The following is an 18085-nucleotide window of genomic DNA, read 5'->3' on the forward strand; positions in this document are numbered from 1 at the left end:
AACGATGAACGGCAAAGACGTCCACAAGATCATTGTCGCCTGCGACGCCGGTATGGGCAGCAGCGTCATGCTCGCCAGCCAGCTGCGCAAGGAGCTGAGGAAGTACTCGGTCACGGTCGAGCACACGCCGGTCAACTCGATCCCCGACGACGCCGACGTCGTCGTCTGCCACCAGGGTCTCGCCGACCGCGCGGCGGCGGGCGCCGGCGACAAGCCGATCGTGAAGTTCCAGGTCTTCCTCGGCGACCCCGCGGTGACCAAGCTCGTGAGCGCGATCAAGAACGGCGGAGAGATCAGTGCCTGAACTGCTCGACCGCCGTGCCGTGCGGCTCGACGCGGCGGCGACCGGTCGTGACGACGCCATCCGCCAGTGCGGGGAGGCGCTCGTCGTGGCCGGCGCCGTCGAGCCGTCGTACGTCGACACGATGCTCGAGCGCGAGCGGTCCGTGTCGACGTACGTCGGCGAGGGCGTCGCGATCCCGCACGGCACCCTGAACGGCAAGGACTCCGTACGGCACGACGCGGTCTCCTTCGTCCGCTTCCCCGACGGCGTCGCCTGGGGCGACGAGCGGGTGGTGCTGTGCATCGGCATCGCCGCGCGCGGCGACGGCCACGTACGCCTGCTGTCCGAGCTGGCCCAGATCCTGCTCGACCCGGACCGGGCGCGCGCCCTCCGCGAGACCGACGACATCGACGAAGTGGTCCGGCTGCTGCAGCCGGCCGGAGAAGAGGAACCAGCGTGAAGGTCGCCCGCTTCTACTCACCCGGAGACATCCGCGTCGAGGACGCGCCAGAGCCGTCACCCGGACCCGGAGACGTCAAGATCCGGGTGCGCAACTGCTCGACCTGCGGCACCGACGTGAAGATCTCCAAGTTCGGCCACCACCACATCCGGCCGCCGCGGGTCATGGGCCACGAGATCGCCGGCGAGGTGGTCGAGCTGGGCGAGGGCGTGACCGGCTGGCAGCCCGGCGACCGGGTGCAGGTCATCGCGGCGATCCCGGACGGCACCTGTGAGGAGTGCCGCCGCGGCCGGATGACCGTGTGCCCGAACCAGGAGTCGATGGGGTACCACTACGACGGCGGGTTCGCCGAGTACACCATCGTGCCGGCCAAGGTGCTCGCCGTCGACGGGCTCAACCGGCTGCCCGAGGGCATCGGGTTCGACGAGGCGTCGGTGGCCGAGCCGCTCGCCTGCGTGCTCAACGGCCAGGAGCTCGCGCGCATCGGCGAGGGCGACGACGTCGTGATCATGGGCGCCGGGCCGATCGGCTGCCTGCACGTACGCCTGGCGCGCGCCCGTGGCGCCGCCCGCGTGTTCCTCGCCGACATCAACCCCGACCGGCTCGCCATGTCCGCCGACCGGGTGAAGCCGGACGCCGCGCTCCACGGCACCGACCTGGTCGACCAGGTCATGAAGCTGACGGACGGGCGGGGCGCCGACGCCATCATCACCGCCGCCGCCTCCGGCGCCGCGCAGGAGCAGGCGCTGCAGATGGCCGCACGGCAGGGCCGGATCAGCTTCTTCGGCGGGCTGCCCAAGGACAACCCGGTCATCGCCTGCGACTCCAACCTCGTCCACTACCGGGAGCTGACCATCGTCGGCGCGAACGGTTCCAGCCCGGCGCACAACGCCCGCGCCCTGGAGCTGATCGCCTCCGGCGCGGTCCCCGTGGCCGATCTCATCACCCACCGCCTGCCGCTCGCGGACGTGCTCGAGGGCATCGACATCGTGGCCCGCGGTACCGCCATCAAGGTCACCATCGAACCCTGACGGGAGCTGACACATGTCGATGCGAACCGTGGTCATCGCGTCCCGTACGGGCCTGCACGCCCGGCCCGCGGCGCTGTTCGTCAAGGCCGCCTCCGAGCAGGGCGTCCCGGTGCGGATCCGGGTCGGGGAGGGCAAGGCCGTACCGGCCGCCAGCATGCTCGCCGTCCTGTCACTGGGCGCCGGGCACGGCACGGAGGTCACCCTGGAGGCCGACGGGCCGGGCGCCGACGACGCGCTCGACGCCCTGGCGGCCCTGCTCGCCCGCGACCTGGACGCGGAGGAAACGAGCGATGCCTGACACGCTGCGGGGCATCGGCGTCAGTCCGGGCCTCGCGGCCGGGCCGGTCGCCCGGATGAGCCCGCCGCCGTCGCTGCCGGAGCGGCGCGCCGTCGCCGACCCCGAGCGGGAGGTCGCCGTCGCGGCCGGCGCGCTGCGAGCCGCCGAGAGCCGGCTGCGCGAGCGGGCCGCGGCGGCGACCGGCGCGGCCCGCGACGTCCTCGACGCCCAGGCGATGATCGCCGCCGATCCCACCCTCCTGGACGGCGTGACCGCCCGGGTCAAGGACGGCGCGGACGCGCCGCATGCCCTGCGCGAGACCTTCGACGAGCACCGCCGCACCCTCGAAGGGCTCGGCGGCTACCTCGCCGAGCGCGCCGCCGACCTGGACGACATCGCCCACCGCGCGATCGCCGCGGCGCTGGGCGTACCCATGCCCGGCGTGCCGTCGCCCGGGCACCCGTTCGTGCTGGTCGCCGACGATCTCGCGCCCGCCGACACGGCGACGCTCGACCCCCGGAGCGTGCTCGCGCTGGTGACCGAGCGCGGCGGCCCGACCAGCCACACCGCGATCCTGGCGCGCTCGCTCGGCCTGCCCGCCGTGGTCGGCTGCGCCGGCGCGCTCGACGTCGCCGACGGGGAGACGGTGACGGTGGACGGCACCACCGGCCAGGTGTGCGCCGGCGTCACCGAGGAAGAGGCGGCCCGCGTACGCGAGCGAGCCGAGGCGGAGCGCGCCCGGCTCGCGGGCGGCAAGGGCCCGGGACGGACCGCGGACGGGCATCCGGTCGACCTGATGCTCAACATCGGCTCGGCCGCCGACCTCGCGGGCGTGGACCTGACCGACGTCGCGGGCGTCGGGCTGTTCCGCACCGAGTTCCTGTTCCTGGACCGCCACGACGCGCCCGACCTCGAAGAACAGGTGGCCGCCTACACCGAGGCGTTCGCCCTCTTCGAGCGCGGCACGATCGTCGTACGGACCCTGGACGCGGGTGCGGACAAGCCGCTGCCGTTCCTCGGCCTGCCCGATGAGCCCAACCCCGCGCTCGGCGTACGCGGCCTGCGCGTGGCGCGGGACCGCCCGGAGATCCTCGCCACCCAGCTGGAGGCGATCGCGATCGCCGCGGAGCGGACCGCGGCCGACGTCTGGGTGATGGCGCCGATGGTCTCGACCCGGGCGGAGGCCGGGGAGTTCGCCGCGCGGGCCCGCGACCACGGCCTGGCCACGGCGGGCGTGATGATCGAGGTACCGGCGGCGGCCCTGCGCGCGGCGCGGTTCCTCGACGTCGTGGACTTCCTCAGCATCGGCACGAACGACCTGAGCCAGTACACGCTCGCGGCGGACCGGCAGGCCGGCGGGCTGGCGGACCTGCTCGACCCGTGGCAGCCCGCGCTGCTCGACCTGATCGGACGGTGCGCGGCGGCCGGGAAGGCGTCGGGCCGGTCCGTCGGGGTGTGCGGGGAGGCGGCCGCCGACCCGCTGCTCGCGCCGGTGCTGGCCGGGCTCGGCATCACCAAGCTGTCCATGAGCCCGCGTGCCCTGCCGGCCGTACGCGCGAGCCTGGCCGAGCACACCCTCGCCGACTGCGAGCGCCTCGCCGCCCGCGCGCTGGAGACCGACGACGCCGCCGAGGCCCGCGCCGCCGTCCTCACGACGACCTGACGGCTCCGGCCGTGAGTGGCCTCCCGCGCGCGGCGGGGGCCACTCATCCGGCGTTCAGACGCGGACGACCTCGGGACCGGCGGCGGCCAGCTCGGCGGCCAGGCCGCTGTCCAGACCGGTGTCGGTGATCAAAACGCTGATGTCGGACAGCGACGCGAACTTGGCGAGATAGTCGTTGCCCACCTTGGTGTGGTCGACGAGCAGGACGGTGCGCTGCGCGGCCTCGATCATCGACTGCTTGATGGCGGCCTCGGCCGGGTCGGGGGTGGTCAGCCCGACCTCGGCGGAGATTCCGTTGGTGGCCATGAACGCGACGTCGACCCGCAGGCGCGACAGCGGCCGCATGGCCCAGTCGTCGACGGTCGCGAGAGTACGCCCGCGCACCCGCCCGCCCAGCATGATCACGCTGAGGTTGGAGCGGGTGGCCAGGATGGTGGCGAGCGGCGGCGAGTTGACGATCACCGTCAGCTCCCGGTCGCTCGGCAGGACCTGCACCAGCCGGCCGGTCGTCGACCCGGCGTCGATGATGATCGACCCGTCGGCGGGCAGCTCGGCCAGCGCCGCCTTGGCGATGCGCTCCTTCTCCGAGGTCATCACGGCGTCGCGCGCCGCGAGGGCCGGCTCGAAGCCGAGCCGCTCCACCGGGATGGCGCCGCCGTGGACGCGGCGCAGCGTACCCGCGCGCTCCAGCACCGTCAGGTCACGCCGGATCGTCTCCATCGTGACGCCGAAGTCCTCGGCGAGGGTGACGACGTCGACCCGCCCGGCGTCACGCGTGCGCTGCAGGATCTCCTGCTGCCTCTCCTCGGCGTACATGGTGCCCGATCCCCGTTTCGGAGTTGGTTTCGTCTGTGTTTATCTCTCTGCTCTGTGGTGGTCAAGGGCGGCCGTGATCCCGCAGGCCGCGCCATCCCGCGGCCGGTTCTCCTGACGAAGTGTTGACACGGTTTGACCGCGCCGTTACCGTCAGATCCACTGAAAAGAAGGTTTCTTAATTAATACGGCTTCGGGGGACGCCGCGTCGATCCTGTCCGCCGAAGGGACGCCTGCCATGTCGCACCGAAGGCCGCTCGGTCGCGCCGCCGCGACCGCCCGGCACGCGCGCGGCCCGCCGCGAGCGTCCCCGTCCGACGCCTTCCACGACGGCCCCGCGCCTGCCGCCACAGGCACCGTGCCGCCTTCTGCGAGAGCGCCTGCCCGCCGCCACGGGCACAGCGCCACCTCCGCCATCACCACCGGGAAGCCGAGCCCCGCCGTGCCCCAGCGAAGCGAGGCATCAAAGGCCCAGCCCGGTGGTCGTTCCCTCCCACGTAGGAGGATTCATGACCAGAGACCTCCGCCACGCCGGCCGCCGGCCCGTACGGCTGCTCGCGTCCTCCGCTCTCCTCGCCCTCGTGGCCGCGCTCCTCACCGGCGGTCTGTCCCCCGCGCACGCCGCGGGCGAGGCCGTCAACATCTGGCTGACCACCACCGACGACTCCGCCGGCCGCCACGTCACGCGCGGTCTGCAGCAGCAGACGCCGATCGCGTTCGGGACCGGTGGCAGCGGCGCGCAGAACATCACCGTCAACGAGAACACCCGCTACCAGCAGTTCACCGGCGCCGGCGCGTCGTTCACCGACACGGCCGCCTGGCTCATGAACAGCAGCGGGGCACTGAGCTCGACCACGCGCACCCAGGTGATGCAGAAGCTGTTCGACCCGAACAGCGGCATCGGCCTGGACTTCCTCCGCAACCCCATGGGGGCGTCCGACCTGGCGCGCGGGAACTACTCCTACGACGACATGCCGGCCGGCCAGACCGACCCGAGCCTGAGCCACTTCTCGATCTCCCACGACCTGGCCGACGTCCTGCCGCTCACCAAGCAGGCGAAACAGCTCAACCCGTCGCTCAAGGTCATGGGGACGCCGTGGAGCGCCCCGGCCTGGATGAAGGACAACGACACCTTCAACCAGCCCGGCTGGCTGGAGAGCCAGTACTACGGCGCGTACGCCCAGTACTTCGTCAAGTACATCCAGGCCTACCAGGCGCAGGGCGTGCCGATCGACTTCGTCTCCGCGCAGAACGAGCCGACGTGCTGCGCCGGCTACCCGTCGATGAGCTGGAACGGCTCCGGCCTGGACTACTTCACCAAGACGAACCTGCTGCCGGCCTTCCACGCCGCCGGCCTGTCCACCAAGGTCCTCGCCCTGGACTGGAACTGGGACACCTACGCGAACTACGGCGCGCCGCAGGTCGACGACTCCACGATCCGGAACGACCCGAACTTCGGCGGCATCGCCTGGCACGGCTACGGCGGCGACGTCGGCGAGCAGACCACGGTGCACGACCAGTACCCGAACGTGGACGCCTACGACACCGAGCACTCCGGCGGCACCTGGATCTCCAACCAGCAGCAGGAGGACATGCACAACATCGTCGACTACACCCGCGGCTGGGGGAAGAGCGTCGTGAAGTGGTCGCTCGCGGTGGATCAGAACATGGGCCCGCACAACGGCGGCTGCGGCACGTGCACCGGGCTGATCACCGTGCACAACGGCGACAGCCGCAGCGGCCAGGTCGACTACACGATCGAGTACTACGACATGGGCCACCTGACGAAGTTCGTCAAGCCCGGCGCGTACCGCATCGACTCCACCGCCAACTCCACCGTGCCGAACGTCGCGTGGCGCAACCCGGACGGCTCGAAGGCCCTGATCGCCTACAACGACGGCGGCTCCGCGCAGTCGCTCAAGGTCAACTGGGGCGGCGAGTCGTTCACCTACTCCCTGCCGGCCAAGACCACCGCGACGTTCACCTGGAGCGGCACGCAGAGCGGTGGCAGCGGCGGCACCGGTCAGATCACCGGCTACGGCGGCAAGTGCGTCGACGTCGCCTCGGGCAGCAGCGCGAACGGTACGGCGGTGCAGCTGTATGACTGCAACGGCACGATCGCGCAGCAGTGGACGGTCGGTTCGGACGGCACGATCCGGGCGCTGGGCAAGTGCATGGACGTGACCTCGGCCGGCACCGCGAACGGCACGCAGATCCAGCTGTACGACTGCAACGGCACCGGCGCCCAGCAGTGGACCAAGGGATCGAACGGCTCGCTCGTCAACTCCGCGTCGGGCCGGTGCCTGGACGCCACCGGGCCGAGCTCGGCCAACGGCACGCGCCTGCAGATCTGGGACTGCACCGGCGCCGCCAACCAGCAGTGGACCACTCCGTAACCCCCGCCCGTACGACCCCGCCAGGAGAAGTCATGCCACGACCTCGGTTCAGCCTGCTCCGGCGACGCCTTACGGCACTCGCCACGGTCCCGCTCGCCGCCGCGAGCGTCCTGTTCGGCACCGGCCAGGCGGCGCACGCCGCCGTCAACCCCGGGCCGGGCTTCCCCGCCCACTACGCCGCCCCGTACGTCGAGACGTGGGGCTCGACCTCGGCGATGGCCAACGCGCAGGCCGCCACCGGCCTGAAGTACTACACGCTCGCCTTCGTCATCGGCGGAGGCGGCTGCACCGCCACCTGGAACGGTGACACCTCCATCGACAGCAGCGGCTGGCAGACCGCGATCAACAACCTGCGGGCCTCCGGCGGCGACGTCATCGTCTCCTTCGGCGGCGCGTCCGGCACCGAGCTGGGCCAGGCCTGCACCTCGGTGTCGACGCTCCAGGCCCAGTACAAGCGGGTGATCGACACTCTCAACCTGACCCGTATCGACCTGGACATCGAGGGGTCGGCGCTGAACGACACCACCGCCAACGACCGGCGGAACCAGGCGCTCGCCGCGCTCCAGCAGCAGTACGCCTCGGCCGGCCGCCACCTGGCCGTGGACTACACGCTGCCGGTCGACCCGAGCGGCCTGGAGTCCAACGCCATCAGCCTGCTGAACAACGCCAAGAGCCGCGGCGTCGACGTCAGCGTCGTGAACATCATGACGATGGACTACGGCTCGGCCATGGACATGGGCCAGGCCGCGGTCAACGCCGCCACCGGCCTGCACACCCAACTCGGGCAGATCTGGACCGGCAAGTCCTCCGACCAGCTCTGGGCGATGGAGGGCAACACCCCGATGATCGGGGTGAACGACACGACCAGCGAGGTCTTCACCACCGGCAACGCCTCGACGCTGGAGAGCTTCGCGGCGAGCCACGGCATCCAGCTGCTGGCGTACTGGGCCCTCGGCCGCGACAAGGCGTGCGCGACCAACGGCCAGCTGTCCGACTCGTGCAGCGGCACACCGCAGAGCGCGTACCAGTTCGCCCGTACGTTCAACGCCCTCACCGGCGGCTCCAGTGGCGGCGGCTCCGGCGCGACCGGCCAGATCACCGGGTACGGCGGCAAGTGCGTGGACGTCGCGTCGGCGAGCAGTGCGAACGGTACGGCGGTGCAGCTGTATGACTGCAACGGGACGAACGCGCAGAGCTGGACGGTCGGTTCGGACGGCACGGTCCGGGCGCTGGGGAAGTGCATGGACGTGACCGCGGCCGGTACGGCGAACGGCACGCAGATCCAGCTGTACGACTGCAACGGCACCGGCGCCCAGCAGTGGAGCAAGGGTGCGAACGGCTCCCTCGTCAACTCCGCGTCCGGCAAGTGCCTGGACGCCACCGGCCCCAGCTCGGCCAACGGCACCCGGCTGCAGATCTGGACCTGCACCGGCGCCGCCAACCAGCAGTGGACCCTGCCGTCCTGACGGCCTCCGGACCGACGAGAAGGGAACGAACATGCGCACCGCAACCCGTCGGCGTGCCGGCCTGGTCGCTCTCGCCGCCGCGCTGATCGCCGGGTCCGGTGGCGCCGCGACGGCGGCGACGACCCCCGGGGCCGCCCGTGCCCCGCGGGCCGTCGCGCCGGCCGCGGCGACGTTCACCGACGACTTCAACGGCGCCGCCGGCTCCGGCGTCGACCAGGGCAAGTGGCGCCTGGAGACCGGCGACAACGTCAACAACCACGAGCGCGAGTACTACACGAGCGGCACGAACAACGCCGCCCTCGACGGCCAGGGTCACCTGGTCATCACCGCCAAGAAGGAGAACCCGGCCGGCTACCAGTGCTGGTACGGCACGTGCCAGTACACCTCGGCCAGGATGAACACGGCCTCGACGTTCACCCAGGCGTACGGCCACTTCGAGACCCGGATGAAGATCCCGCGCGGTCAGGGCATGTGGCCCGCGTTCTGGCTGCTCGGCACCGGGAACCAGGGCTGGCCGGGCAACGGCGAGATCGACGTCATGGAGAACGTCGGGTTCGAGCCGGGAACCGTCCACGGCACGATCCACGGCCCGGGGTACTCCGGCAGCGGCGGCATCGGCGCCGGGTACACCCTTCCCGGCGGGCAGGCCTTCGCCGACGGCTTCCACACCTTCGCCATCGACTGGTCGCCGAACACCATCACCTGGTCGGTGGACGGCACCCCGTACGAGACCCGTACGCCGGCGGACCTGGGCGGTGACAAGTGGGTGTTCGACCACCCGTTCTACATCATCATGAACCTCGCGGTCGGCGGCTACTGGCCCGGCGACCCCGACGGCTCGACACCCTTCCCGGCGCAGCTCGTCGTGGACTACGTGCACGTCACCACGTCCTCGACCGGAGGCGGCGGCGCGACCGGCCCGATCAAGGGATACGGCGGCAAGTGCGTGGACGTCGCGTCGGCGAGCAGCGCGAACGGTACGGCGGTGCAGCTGTATGACTGCAACGGCACGACCGCGCAGCAGTGGACGGTCGGTTCGGACGGCACGATCCGGGCGCTGGGCAAGTGCATGGACGTGACCTCGGCCGGCACCGCGAACGGCACGCAGATCCAGCTGTACGACTGCAACGGCACCGGCGCCCAGCAGTGGACCAAGGGATCGAACGGCTCGCTGGTGAACCCGGCGTCCGGACGCTGCCTGGACGCCACCGGGCCGAGCTCGGCCAACGGCACCCGGCTGCAGATCTGGGACTGCGCCGGGAGCGCCAACCAGCAGTGGACGCTCCCGTCCTGACCGTCGACATCAGGGCCGGTACCCGTCATACCGGTGGGTACCGGCCCTGACCAGGCGTGCGGCATCCACGCAAGGGGTATGTCGAGTGACGGATAGGGACGAAAGCGGCATGGGGGGCGAGACCGACCGGGGGCGACAGTGAGGGCGGCGCGGGCGTATCCGATCACCGAGCACACGACGGACCTGCGGGTGGAGTGGATCGAGGATCCGACACCCGGTGCCGGTGAGGTACTCGTCCAGGTCACCGCCGCGGGCGTCACGCGATGGGACCACACGGCCGCGACCGGCGCCGGCACGGGCCCGCTCACCCTCGGCGCGGAAGGCGCCGGCATCGTCGTCGCCGACCCCGGCGGCCACTGGACACCCGGCACCCGGGTGATGTTCTTCGCCGGACCGGCCGGCACGATGGCCGAGCTCACCGTGGTGCCCGAACAGAACCTCGCCGAGGTCCCGGTCAACGTCGCCGACGAGGTCGCGGCCACGGTCCCCGTCGCGTACCTGACGGCGGTGCTCGCACTGCGGCTGGGCCGGTTCGGTCCGGGCAAGCGCGTCTTCGCTCCCGCCGTCGGAGGCGGGGTGGGCAACGCGACCGTGCAGCTCGCGCGGGCGCTCGGCGCGTCCGCCGTGGCCGGCGGCACCGGCAGCACGGCGAAGGCCGAGGCCGTACGAGCGGCGCCGTGGGCGCACGGGATCGACGTGGTCGACCTCGAACGCGACCGGCTTCCCGACGGGCTGGGCGACGGGTTCGCCGCCGGCATCGACGTGGCGGTGGACGGCGTCGGCGGCGGCGTGACCGGGCAGATCGCGGCGGCGCTGGCGACCGGCGGGCGGATCGTCCTGGTCGGTGAGGCGGGCGGTGCGGCCGCGCACGTGCCCGTCGGCGACGTCGTACGGCGCCACGCGAGCCTGCACGGGTTCTCGCTGCCGGACGCCACCGCGGCACAGTCGCGCCGCGCCTGGGCGACCATCACCGGCCTGCTGGCGGCGGGCCGGATCCACCCCGTCATCGACTCGATCTACCCGGTGGAAGCGGCGGCCGAGGCGCTGCGCCACCTGATCGAGGACCGCCCGATCGGCAAGGTCGTGATCATCGGCATGTCCCGTACCCGGTAGTCACCCCAGGGGGATCTCGACCACGACGGTGGTGCCGGCGCCTTTGGGGCTGACGATGGAGATGGTGCCGCCGATCGCCTCGACGCGGTCGGTGAGGCCGATGAGGCCGGAGCCGCGTGAGGGGTCGGCTCCGCCGACGCCGTCGTCGCGGACGGTCAGATGGATCGTGTTGTTCCTGCCGGCGAGGCTGACGCAGACCGCCGAGGCGAACGCGTGTTTGGCCGTGTTGGTGAGTGCTTCGGAGACGACGTAGTAGACGGTCATCTCGCACTGCCGGGGGAGCCGTTCGTCGAGGGAGACGTCGAGTTCGACGGCCACGGGGGAGCGGCGGGCGAGGACCATGAGTGCCGGTTCGAGGCCGCCCTTGGCGAGGATGGCGGGGTACAGGCCGCGGGACATCTCCTGGAGCTCGACGACGGCCTCGTCCAGGTCCTTGGCGGCGTGGGCGATCCGGAGCCTGGCGTCGTGCAGTTCGGGTGGGATGGCGGCTTCGACTCCGCGCATCTCGAGGCCCAGGGCGACCAGGCGCTGTTGTGTGCCGTCGTGCAGGTCGCGTTCGATGCGGCGGCGCGCCTCGTCGGCGGCGGCGACGACGCGGGCGCGGGAGGCCTTGAGGTCGGCGTTGCTCTGGGCGTTGGCGATGGCGGCGGCGGCGAGCTCGGTGAACTCCATCATGCGCACCTCGGTGTCCTCCGGCAGCGGCTCCGGCGTGCTGGAGGCGACCGCGAGCATGCCCCACAGGGACCGGCCGACGACGATGGGGCAGCCGACGGCGGACCTGACGCCCCGCGCCCCTACCTGGCGGATGAGGGCGCCCTCGCCGTCGTAGTCATTGAGCCGGGCCGGCGCGCCGGTACGCGCGACCATCTCGGTCACGCTCCCCTCTTCCAGCGTCCAGCGTGAACCGGTCGGGAAGGTGGGGCGAATATCCTCGCGGGCGTGCCAGTCGCCGACGGTGGTCGCCGTGCCGTCCGGCTCGTAACGGACCACCAGCGTGTGGCGCACGCCGAGGAGCCGGCCCAGTTCGCCGGCGACGGAGTCGAACACCTCCGTCGCCGGGGGGTGATGCGCCACCAGCGTGGCCAGGCGCCGCAGCGCGGCCTGCTCCTCGACGCTGCGGGCGAGTTCGTCGCGGCTGGCGCGCAGGGCGCCGGCGGCGTGTTCGCGTTCGCAGGCGGCTTCGAGAAGTATCCCCAGGGAGGGGACGATCCGATCGCGCAGCCGCCGGGTGACGGGGCGGGGCAGGCCGCCGGGGACGCGGAGTGCGGCGTGGATGCCGTCACCGCGCAGCGGGAAGGACAGCCCTCCGTCTTCGGCGGGGAGGTCGCCTGGGTCGATCGAGGCCGAGGGCAGCTTCAGGCCGCTCGCCAGGCGCCGAGCGGTGGCCGGGAGGGCCACGCTCAGGTCGGGTGCCCGCAGCAGCAGCCGGGCCAGCTCGGCGGACAGGTCGGCCTCCTGGCGGGCCTCCATCTCGCCCGGGAGAAGCCGGGCCGCACGGGCGAGCGCGCAGACCGTCAGGGCGAGAACCAGGAAGATCCCGAGGACCACCAGGTCCTCGCCCTTGGCGAGCGTCAGCTCCCATGTCGGAGGGAGGAGGAAGTAGTCGAAGACGAGGGCGCTGGCCACGGCCATCACGAGCCCCATGGCCAGGCCCCACAGAGACGTGATCAACAACAGGCCGATGAGGTAGAGCAGACTGAGCGAGTCCACGGGCGCCACTCTCGCCAGCCCGACACCGGCGAGAGTCTCCACGGTGAGGCACAGCGCCATCACCAGGAAACCCAGCCACAGTCGCGGCCGCGGCCGGCGCTCCAGCGCCGCCAGCAATGATGCCCGCATAACACCATTTAACGCCGCCGGCCAAACGCCGACGGTGTGCGTTCGCGCTGGTGAGGATGGTGCTCGTCTGGCGGTTATTCGCAGGGGATCTCCACCAGCAGGGTGGTGCCGGCGCCTTTGGGGCTGAGGATGGAGATGGTGCCACCGACGGCCTCGACGCGGTCGGTGAGGCCGATGAGGCCGGAGCCGCGTGAGGGGTCGGCTCCGCCGACGCCGTCGTCGCGGATGGTCAGGTGGACCGTCTCGTTCCCGACGCTGACGGCGACGCGGACCACTGAGGCGAACGCGTGCTTCGTGGCGTTGGTGAGCGCCTCGGAGACCACGTAGTAGACGGTCATCTCGCACGGCTCGGGGAGCCGCTCGTCGAGGGAGACGTCCAGTTCCACGGCCACGGGGGAGCGGCGGGCGAGGACCATGAGTGCCGGTTCGAGGCCGCCCTTGGCGAGGATGGCGGGGTGCAGGCCGCGGGAGAGTTCCTGGAGTTCGACGACGGCCTCTTCCAGAGCCTTGGCGGTGTGCGCCACCTGGAGCCGGACGTCGGCGAACTCCGGCGGGACCGCGGCCTCGATCCCGCGCAGCTCAAGCCCGAGCGCGACCAGCCGCTGCTGCGTGCCGTCGTGCAGGTCGCGTTCGATGCGGCGGCGCGCCTCGTCGGCGGCGGCGACGACGCGGGCGCGGGAGGCCTTGAGGTCGGCGTTGCTCTGGGCGTTGGCGATGGCGGCGGCGGCGAGCTCGGTGAACTCCATCATGCGCACCTCGGTGTCCTCCGGCAGCGGGTCCGCCGAACGGGTGGACACGACGACCACGCCCCACAGCGACCGGCCGACGATGATCGGGCAGCCGACGGCGGAGACGACGCCGCGCGCACGCAGCTGGGTGGAGAGCGGGCCCCGGCCGGTGTACCCGTTGATCCGGCCCGGCGCGCCGGTACGCGCCACCAGCTCGGTGACGGTTCCCTCTTCCAGCGTCCACCGCGAACCCAGCGGCGGATTGACGTCGTCGCCGGGGGAGGGGGACCAGGCGCCGACGTTGAGTGCGGCGCAGGCCGGCTCGTAGCGGACCACCAGCGTGTGACGCGCACCGAGGATCTGCCCCATCTCACGTGCCACGGCGGAGAAGACCTCGTTCTCCGGAGCCACGTGCGCCACCAGTGTGGCCAGGCGCCGCAGCGCGGCCTGCTCCTCGGCGATCCGGGCGAGTTCGTCGCGGCTGGCCCGCAGGGCGCCGGCGACCTGCTCGCGTTCGCACGCGGCTTCGAGCAGCACCTCCAAGGAAGGGACGACCCGGTCCTGCAGCCGCCGGGTGACGGGGCGGGGCAGGCCGCCGGGGACGCGGAGCGTGGCACGGATGCCCTCACCGCGCAGCGGGAAGGCCAGTCCCCCGTTCTCGGCGGGGACGTCGCCGAGGTCGATCGAGGCCGAGGGCAGCGTCAGGGCGTCCGCCAGGCGCCGCGCGGTGGCCGGGAGCGCCGCGTTCAGGTCGGGTGCCCGCAGCAGCAGCCGGGCCAGTTCGGCGGACAGGTCGGCCTCCTGGCGGGCCTCCATCTCGCCCGACAGGAGCCGGGCCGCACGGGCGAGCGCGCACGCCAGCAGGGACAGGGAGATGAAGATCCCGAGGATCGCCAGATCCTCGCTCTTGGTGAGCCACAGGGTCCACGCGGGCGGGATGAGGAAGTAGTCGAAGACGACGGTGCTGGCCACCGCCATCACCAGCCCCATGGCCAGGCCCCACAGAGACGTGACCAGCAGCAGGCCGACGAGGTAGAGCACGCCGAGGGACTCGACCGGCACGACCTTCGCCAGCGCCACGCCCAGGAGGGTCTCCACGGTGAGGCACATCGCCATCACCAGGAAACCCAGCCACAGTCGCGGCCGCGGCCGGCGCTCCAGCGTCGCCAGCAGGGAGGGACGCATAACCCACACTAACCCGAACCGGCGATGTCGACGGCTCGGGTCAGTGCAGGTCAGGCCGCCTTACCGGCGATCGATCCGTTTTTGACCGCTCCCCTGACGCCGGGCCTCTCAGCCGGGAAGGGCGGCCAGGCGGGCCTTCACGTCCTTGGCGGTCGGGTTGGTCACCGCGGTGCCGTCGGGGAACACCACGACCGGCACGGTCTGGTTGCCGCCGTTGACGTTCTCCACGAACGCCGCGGCCGCCGGGTCACGCTCGATGTCGATCTCGACCATCGCGATCCCGTCACGGGCCAGCTGCGCCTTCAGCCGTTTGCAGAAGCCACACCACGAAGTGGTGTACATCGTGAGCTCACCCGTTGTGGGCGTGGTCATGACTCTCCCCGCGGTCCGTCGGTTGCGAACACCTGTCCAACGCCGGGTCAGGCCACCGCATTCCCACCCCGAGCGCCCGGAACCGACACGAGGGATGGGACACGAGCGTCGGATGGGCCTGAGAGGATGAACGCGCGGTGAAAGGAGGGGCGATGGAGGCGGATGAGGTCCTCGCCGGGCTCGACCCGGAACAGCGCGAGGTGGCCGAGGCCACCCGCGGTCCGGTATGCGTGCTGGCCGGCGCCGGCACGGGCAAGACCCGCGCCATCACCCACCGCATCGCGTACGCGGTGCACACCGGCGTCGTCGCCCCGCAGCGGGTGCTCGCCGTGACGTTCACCACGCGCGCCGCCGGCGAGCTGCGCGGGCGGCTACGGCAGCTGGGCGCCCCGGGCGTGCAGGCGCGCACCTTCCACGCCGCCGCCTACAAGCAGCTGCACTACTTCTGGCCCAAGGTCGTCGGGGGAGAGCCGCCCCGGCTGGTCGAGTCCAAGCTCGCGCTGGTGGCGGAGGCGGCGCGCCTGTGCCGCCTGTCGTTCGGCCGTACCGAGCTGCGTGACGCGGCCGCCGAGATCGAGTGGGCCAAGGTCACCCAGACCCGCCCCGGCGACTACGCCGCCGCCGCGGCCAAGGCCGGGCGCACCCCGCCCATCGAGGCCGTCGACATGGCGCGCGTCCATGACGCCTACGAGCGGCTCCGCCGCGACCGCAACCTCATCGACTTCGAGGGCATGCTGGAGCTCACCGCCGCGATCTTCACCGAGCACCAGGAGGTCGCGAACCAGTTCCGCGACCAATACCGCCACTTCGTGGTCGACGAGTACCAGGACGTCAACCCGCTGCAGAAGCTCCTGCTCGACACGTGGCTCGGCGAGCGCGAGGACCTGTGCGTGGTCGGCGACCCCAACCAGACGATCTACTCCTTCACCGGCGCCAGCCCCTCCTACCTCCTGGGCTTCACGGTCGAGCATCCGGACGCCAAGGTCATCAAGCTCGTCCGCGACTACCGCTCGACGCCGCAGGTCGTACGCCTCGCCAACGGCGTGCTCGCGCAGGCGCGGGGCGAGGCGCGCGCGCACCGCCTGGAACTGGTCGCGCAGCGGTCCGACGGCCCCACGCCGGTCTTCACCGAGCACGACGACGAGGTGGCCGAGGCGGAAGCGGTGGCCAAGCGCATCCGCGAGCTGCTCGACGAGGGCGTCCCGGCCCGGGAGATCGCGGTGCTGTTCCGCATCAACGCCCAGTCCGAGCCGTACGAACAGGCCTTCGCCGACCACGGCGTGCCGTACGTCGTGAAGGGCGCCGAGCGGTTCTTCGAGCGTGCCGAGGTCCGCCAGGCCGTGGTCCTACTGCGGGGAGCGGCGCGGTCGGACACCGGCGAGCCGCTCGTACGCGCGGTGCGCGACGTCCTGGCCGCCGCCGGGCTGACCGACCAGCCGCCCGAGGGCCGCGGCGCGGCACGCGAGCGCTGGGAGTCGCTGGCCGCGCTGGCCCAGCTCGCCGAGGACGTCGCCATCGACCGCCCGTCCGCGGGCCTGCGGGAGTTCGTGACGGAGCTGGAGGAGCGGGCCGGCTCCCAGCACGCGCCCACGCTCGAAGGCGTGACGCTCGCCACGCTCCACACCGCCAAGGGCCTGGAGTGGGACGCGGTCTTCCTCACCGGCCTGGTCGAGGGCACACTGCCGATCATCTACGCGGAGAAGAGCCCCGACCAGATCGAGGAGGAGCGCAGGCTGCTCTACGTCGGGGTGACGCGGGCACGCGAGTTCCTGACGCTGTCGTGGGCGCTGGCGCGGTCGCCGGGCGGACGCAAGGGACGGCGCCGTTCCCGCTTCCTCGACGGCCTGGCGCCGCAGAGCGCCGGGCCGCCGCGGGTCGACCGCTCGGCGCGCCGTCCGGTGTCCTCCGGCCCTCAGCCGTGCCGGGTCTGCGGGCGCCCGCTGACCGCCGCGATCGAGCGCAAGCTCGGCCGCTGCGAGAGCTGCCCCATCGACTATGACGAAGACCTCCTCGAACGCATGAAGCACTGGCGCGTCGGGGTCTCCAAACGCCAGAAGGTCCCCGCGTACGTCGTGTTCACCGACGCCACCCTGCAGGCGATCGCCGAGCGTGCCCCGCTGTCGGAGGCGGACCTGGCCGCCATCCCCGGTGTCGGCGCGGTCAAGCTCGAACGCTACGGCTCCGACGTCCTGGCACTGTGCCGAGGTGAGGAGCCCGCCGCCGACCTGGTTGACTGATGATCCGGTCAACTGAGTAGGGATCACCATGAACGCCGCACTGAAGGAGCTGCTCGATCTGCTCGACCTGGAGCAGATCGAGATGAACATCTTCCGTGGCCGCAGCCCCGAAGAGCGCCAGCAGCGGGTCTTCGGCGGCCAGGTGGCCGGTCAGGCGCTGGTCGCCGCCGGCCGTACGGTGCCCGCCGACCGGCATGTCCACTCGCTGCACGCCTACTTCATCCGGCCGGGCGACCCGAGCGTGCCGCTCGTCTACACGGTCGACCGCGTCCGCGACGGCCGTTCGTTCACCACCCGCCGGGTCTCCGCCGTCCAGCACGGCAAGGTGATCTTCACCCTGTCGGCGTCGTTCCAGGTGCGGGAGGAGGGTCTGTCCCACCAGGCGCCGATGCCCGAGGTGCCCGCCCCGGAGACGCTGCCGACGTTCCGCGAGCGGATGGAGGCCATCTTCGGCCCGCAGGAGAACGACTTCTTCCGCCGCCGCCCCGTCGACCTGCGGCACATCACGCCGCTCACCTGGGAGGCCGCTCGCGACCCGTCGCTGACCGGCCCGGAGTCGAAGGTCTGGCTGCGCTTCGACGGCGAACTCCCCGAGGACCCGCTGCTGCACGTCTGCCTCATGACGTACGCCTCGGACATGACGCTGCTCGACACGGTGCTGCTCAACCACGGGCGTGCCTGGGGCGACAAGAAGACCATGGGCGCGAGCCTGGACCACGCGATGTGGTTCCACCGCCCGTTCCGCGCCGACCGCTGGCTGCTGTACGCCCAGGACACCCCGAACGCCGCCGGCGGCCGCGGCCTGGCCCGGGGCCAGGTGTTCACCCAGGACGGTGAGCTGGTCGTCTCGGTCGTCCAGGAGGGCCTGGTCCGGACGACGGAGTCCTGACCGGCCGCGGCCGCCGCCTCGTTGTTCCGCTGGGCGTCG

At 72.0% G+C, this 18085-nt stretch carries 15 protein-coding genes; 11 read left to right on the plus strand and 4 right to left on the minus strand.

Annotated elements, in window-relative coordinates:
- Nucleotides 1-4 precede the first annotated feature (4 nt).
- From ACQEV1_RS13430 to ptsP, 5 genes are read left to right on the plus strand one after another with little or no spacing between them, the layout of a single operon-like run.
- Nucleotides 5-304, plus strand: a complete 300-nt coding sequence (locus ACQEV1_RS13430) for a PTS lactose transporter subunit IIB (protein ID WP_285618385.1) — start codon at nt 5-7, stop codon at nt 302-304.
- A complete protein-coding gene (locus ACQEV1_RS13435; RefSeq protein ID WP_285570491.1) occupies nt 297-743 on the plus strand; it encodes a PTS sugar transporter subunit IIA in 447 nt (148 codons plus the stop codon). Before ACQEV1_RS13430 ends, ACQEV1_RS13435 begins: the two co-directional genes overlap by 8 nt.
- Nucleotides 740-1774, plus strand: a complete 1035-nt coding sequence (locus tag ACQEV1_RS13440) for a zinc-dependent dehydrogenase (protein ID WP_285570489.1) — start codon at nt 740-742, stop codon at nt 1772-1774. The genes ACQEV1_RS13435 and ACQEV1_RS13440 overlap by 4 nt, the downstream gene beginning before the upstream one ends.
- A 13-nt stretch (nt 1775-1787) precedes the next feature.
- A complete protein-coding gene (locus tag ACQEV1_RS13445; RefSeq protein ID WP_285570487.1) occupies nt 1788-2072 on the plus strand; it encodes an HPr family phosphocarrier protein in 285 nt (94 codons plus the stop codon).
- Nucleotides 2065-3714: a phosphoenolpyruvate--protein phosphotransferase gene (gene ptsP, locus ACQEV1_RS13450; RefSeq protein WP_433394060.1), complete on the plus strand. Its 1650-nt coding sequence runs from the start codon at nt 2065-2067 to the stop codon at nt 3712-3714. The genes ACQEV1_RS13445 and ptsP overlap by 8 nt, the downstream gene beginning before the upstream one ends.
- Nucleotides 3715-3768: 54 nt before the next feature.
- Here ptsP and ACQEV1_RS13455 read toward each other — a convergent pair whose 3' ends face one another.
- The gene (locus ACQEV1_RS13455; RefSeq protein ID WP_285570478.1) at nt 3769-4530 is read right to left on the minus strand and encodes a DeoR/GlpR family DNA-binding transcription regulator; all 762 of its coding nucleotides are present in this window, start codon (nt 4528-4530) and stop codon (nt 3769-3771) included.
- Nucleotides 4531-5036: 506 nt separating this feature from the next.
- Here ACQEV1_RS13455 and ACQEV1_RS13460 point away from each other — a divergent pair.
- The 4 genes from ACQEV1_RS13460 to ACQEV1_RS13475 all read left to right on the plus strand — a co-directional run bounded on the left by ACQEV1_RS13460 (nt 5037) and on the right by ACQEV1_RS13475 (nt 10796).
- Complete coding sequence (locus ACQEV1_RS13460; protein WP_433394062.1) at nt 5037-6923, plus strand: ricin-type beta-trefoil lectin domain protein; 1887 nt, start codon at nt 5037-5039, stop codon at nt 6921-6923.
- A gap of 32 nt (nt 6924-6955) precedes the next feature.
- Nucleotides 6956-8389: a ricin-type beta-trefoil lectin domain protein gene (locus tag ACQEV1_RS13465; protein ID WP_433394064.1), complete on the plus strand. Its 1434-nt coding sequence runs from the start codon at nt 6956-6958 to the stop codon at nt 8387-8389.
- Between the two features lie 31 nt (nt 8390-8420).
- Nucleotides 8421-9683, plus strand: a complete 1263-nt coding sequence (locus tag ACQEV1_RS13470; protein ID WP_433394066.1) for an RICIN domain-containing protein — start codon at nt 8421-8423, stop codon at nt 9681-9683.
- A gap of 138 nt (nt 9684-9821) precedes the next feature.
- Complete coding sequence (locus ACQEV1_RS13475; protein ID WP_433394068.1) at nt 9822-10796, plus strand: quinone oxidoreductase family protein; 975 nt, start codon at nt 9822-9824, stop codon at nt 10794-10796.
- On the opposite strand, the gene ACQEV1_RS13480 is transcribed toward ACQEV1_RS13475, so the two are convergent.
- The 3 genes from ACQEV1_RS13480 to ACQEV1_RS13490 form a co-directional block, all read right to left on the minus strand.
- The gene (locus ACQEV1_RS13480; RefSeq protein WP_433394070.1) at nt 10797-12635 is read right to left on the minus strand and encodes a sensor histidine kinase; all 1839 of its coding nucleotides are present in this window, start codon (nt 12633-12635) and stop codon (nt 10797-10799) included. It lies immediately after the preceding gene.
- A gap of 74 nt (nt 12636-12709) precedes the next feature.
- Nucleotides 12710-14548 carry a DUF4118 domain-containing protein gene (locus tag ACQEV1_RS13485; protein ID WP_433394072.1) on the minus strand — a complete coding sequence of 613 codons (1839 nt, stop codon included), beginning with the start codon at nt 14546-14548 and terminating at the stop codon, nt 12710-12712.
- 108 nt (nt 14549-14656) lie between these two features.
- A complete protein-coding gene (locus tag ACQEV1_RS13490) occupies nt 14657-14920 on the minus strand; it encodes a mycoredoxin (RefSeq protein WP_285570459.1) in 264 nt (87 codons plus the stop codon).
- 152 nt (nt 14921-15072) lie between these two features.
- Here ACQEV1_RS13490 and ACQEV1_RS13495 point away from each other — a divergent pair, with 152 nt between their 5' ends.
- On the plus strand, nt 15073-17157 hold the full coding sequence (locus ACQEV1_RS13495; protein WP_433394074.1) for an ATP-dependent DNA helicase UvrD2: 2085 nt from the start codon (nt 15073-15075) through the stop codon (nt 17155-17157).
- Nucleotides 17158-17185: 28 nt separating this feature from the next.
- Entirely contained in the window at nt 17186-18046 is an 861-nt protein-coding gene (tesB, locus tag ACQEV1_RS13500; protein WP_433394076.1) for an acyl-CoA thioesterase II, read from the plus strand.
- Nucleotides 18047-18085: the final 39 nt, after the last annotated feature.

This window comes from Actinoallomurus sp. CA-142502 (genome assembly GCF_050936355.1).
Lineage (GTDB): Bacteria > Actinomycetota > Actinomycetes > Streptosporangiales > Streptosporangiaceae > Actinoallomurus > Actinoallomurus iriomotensis.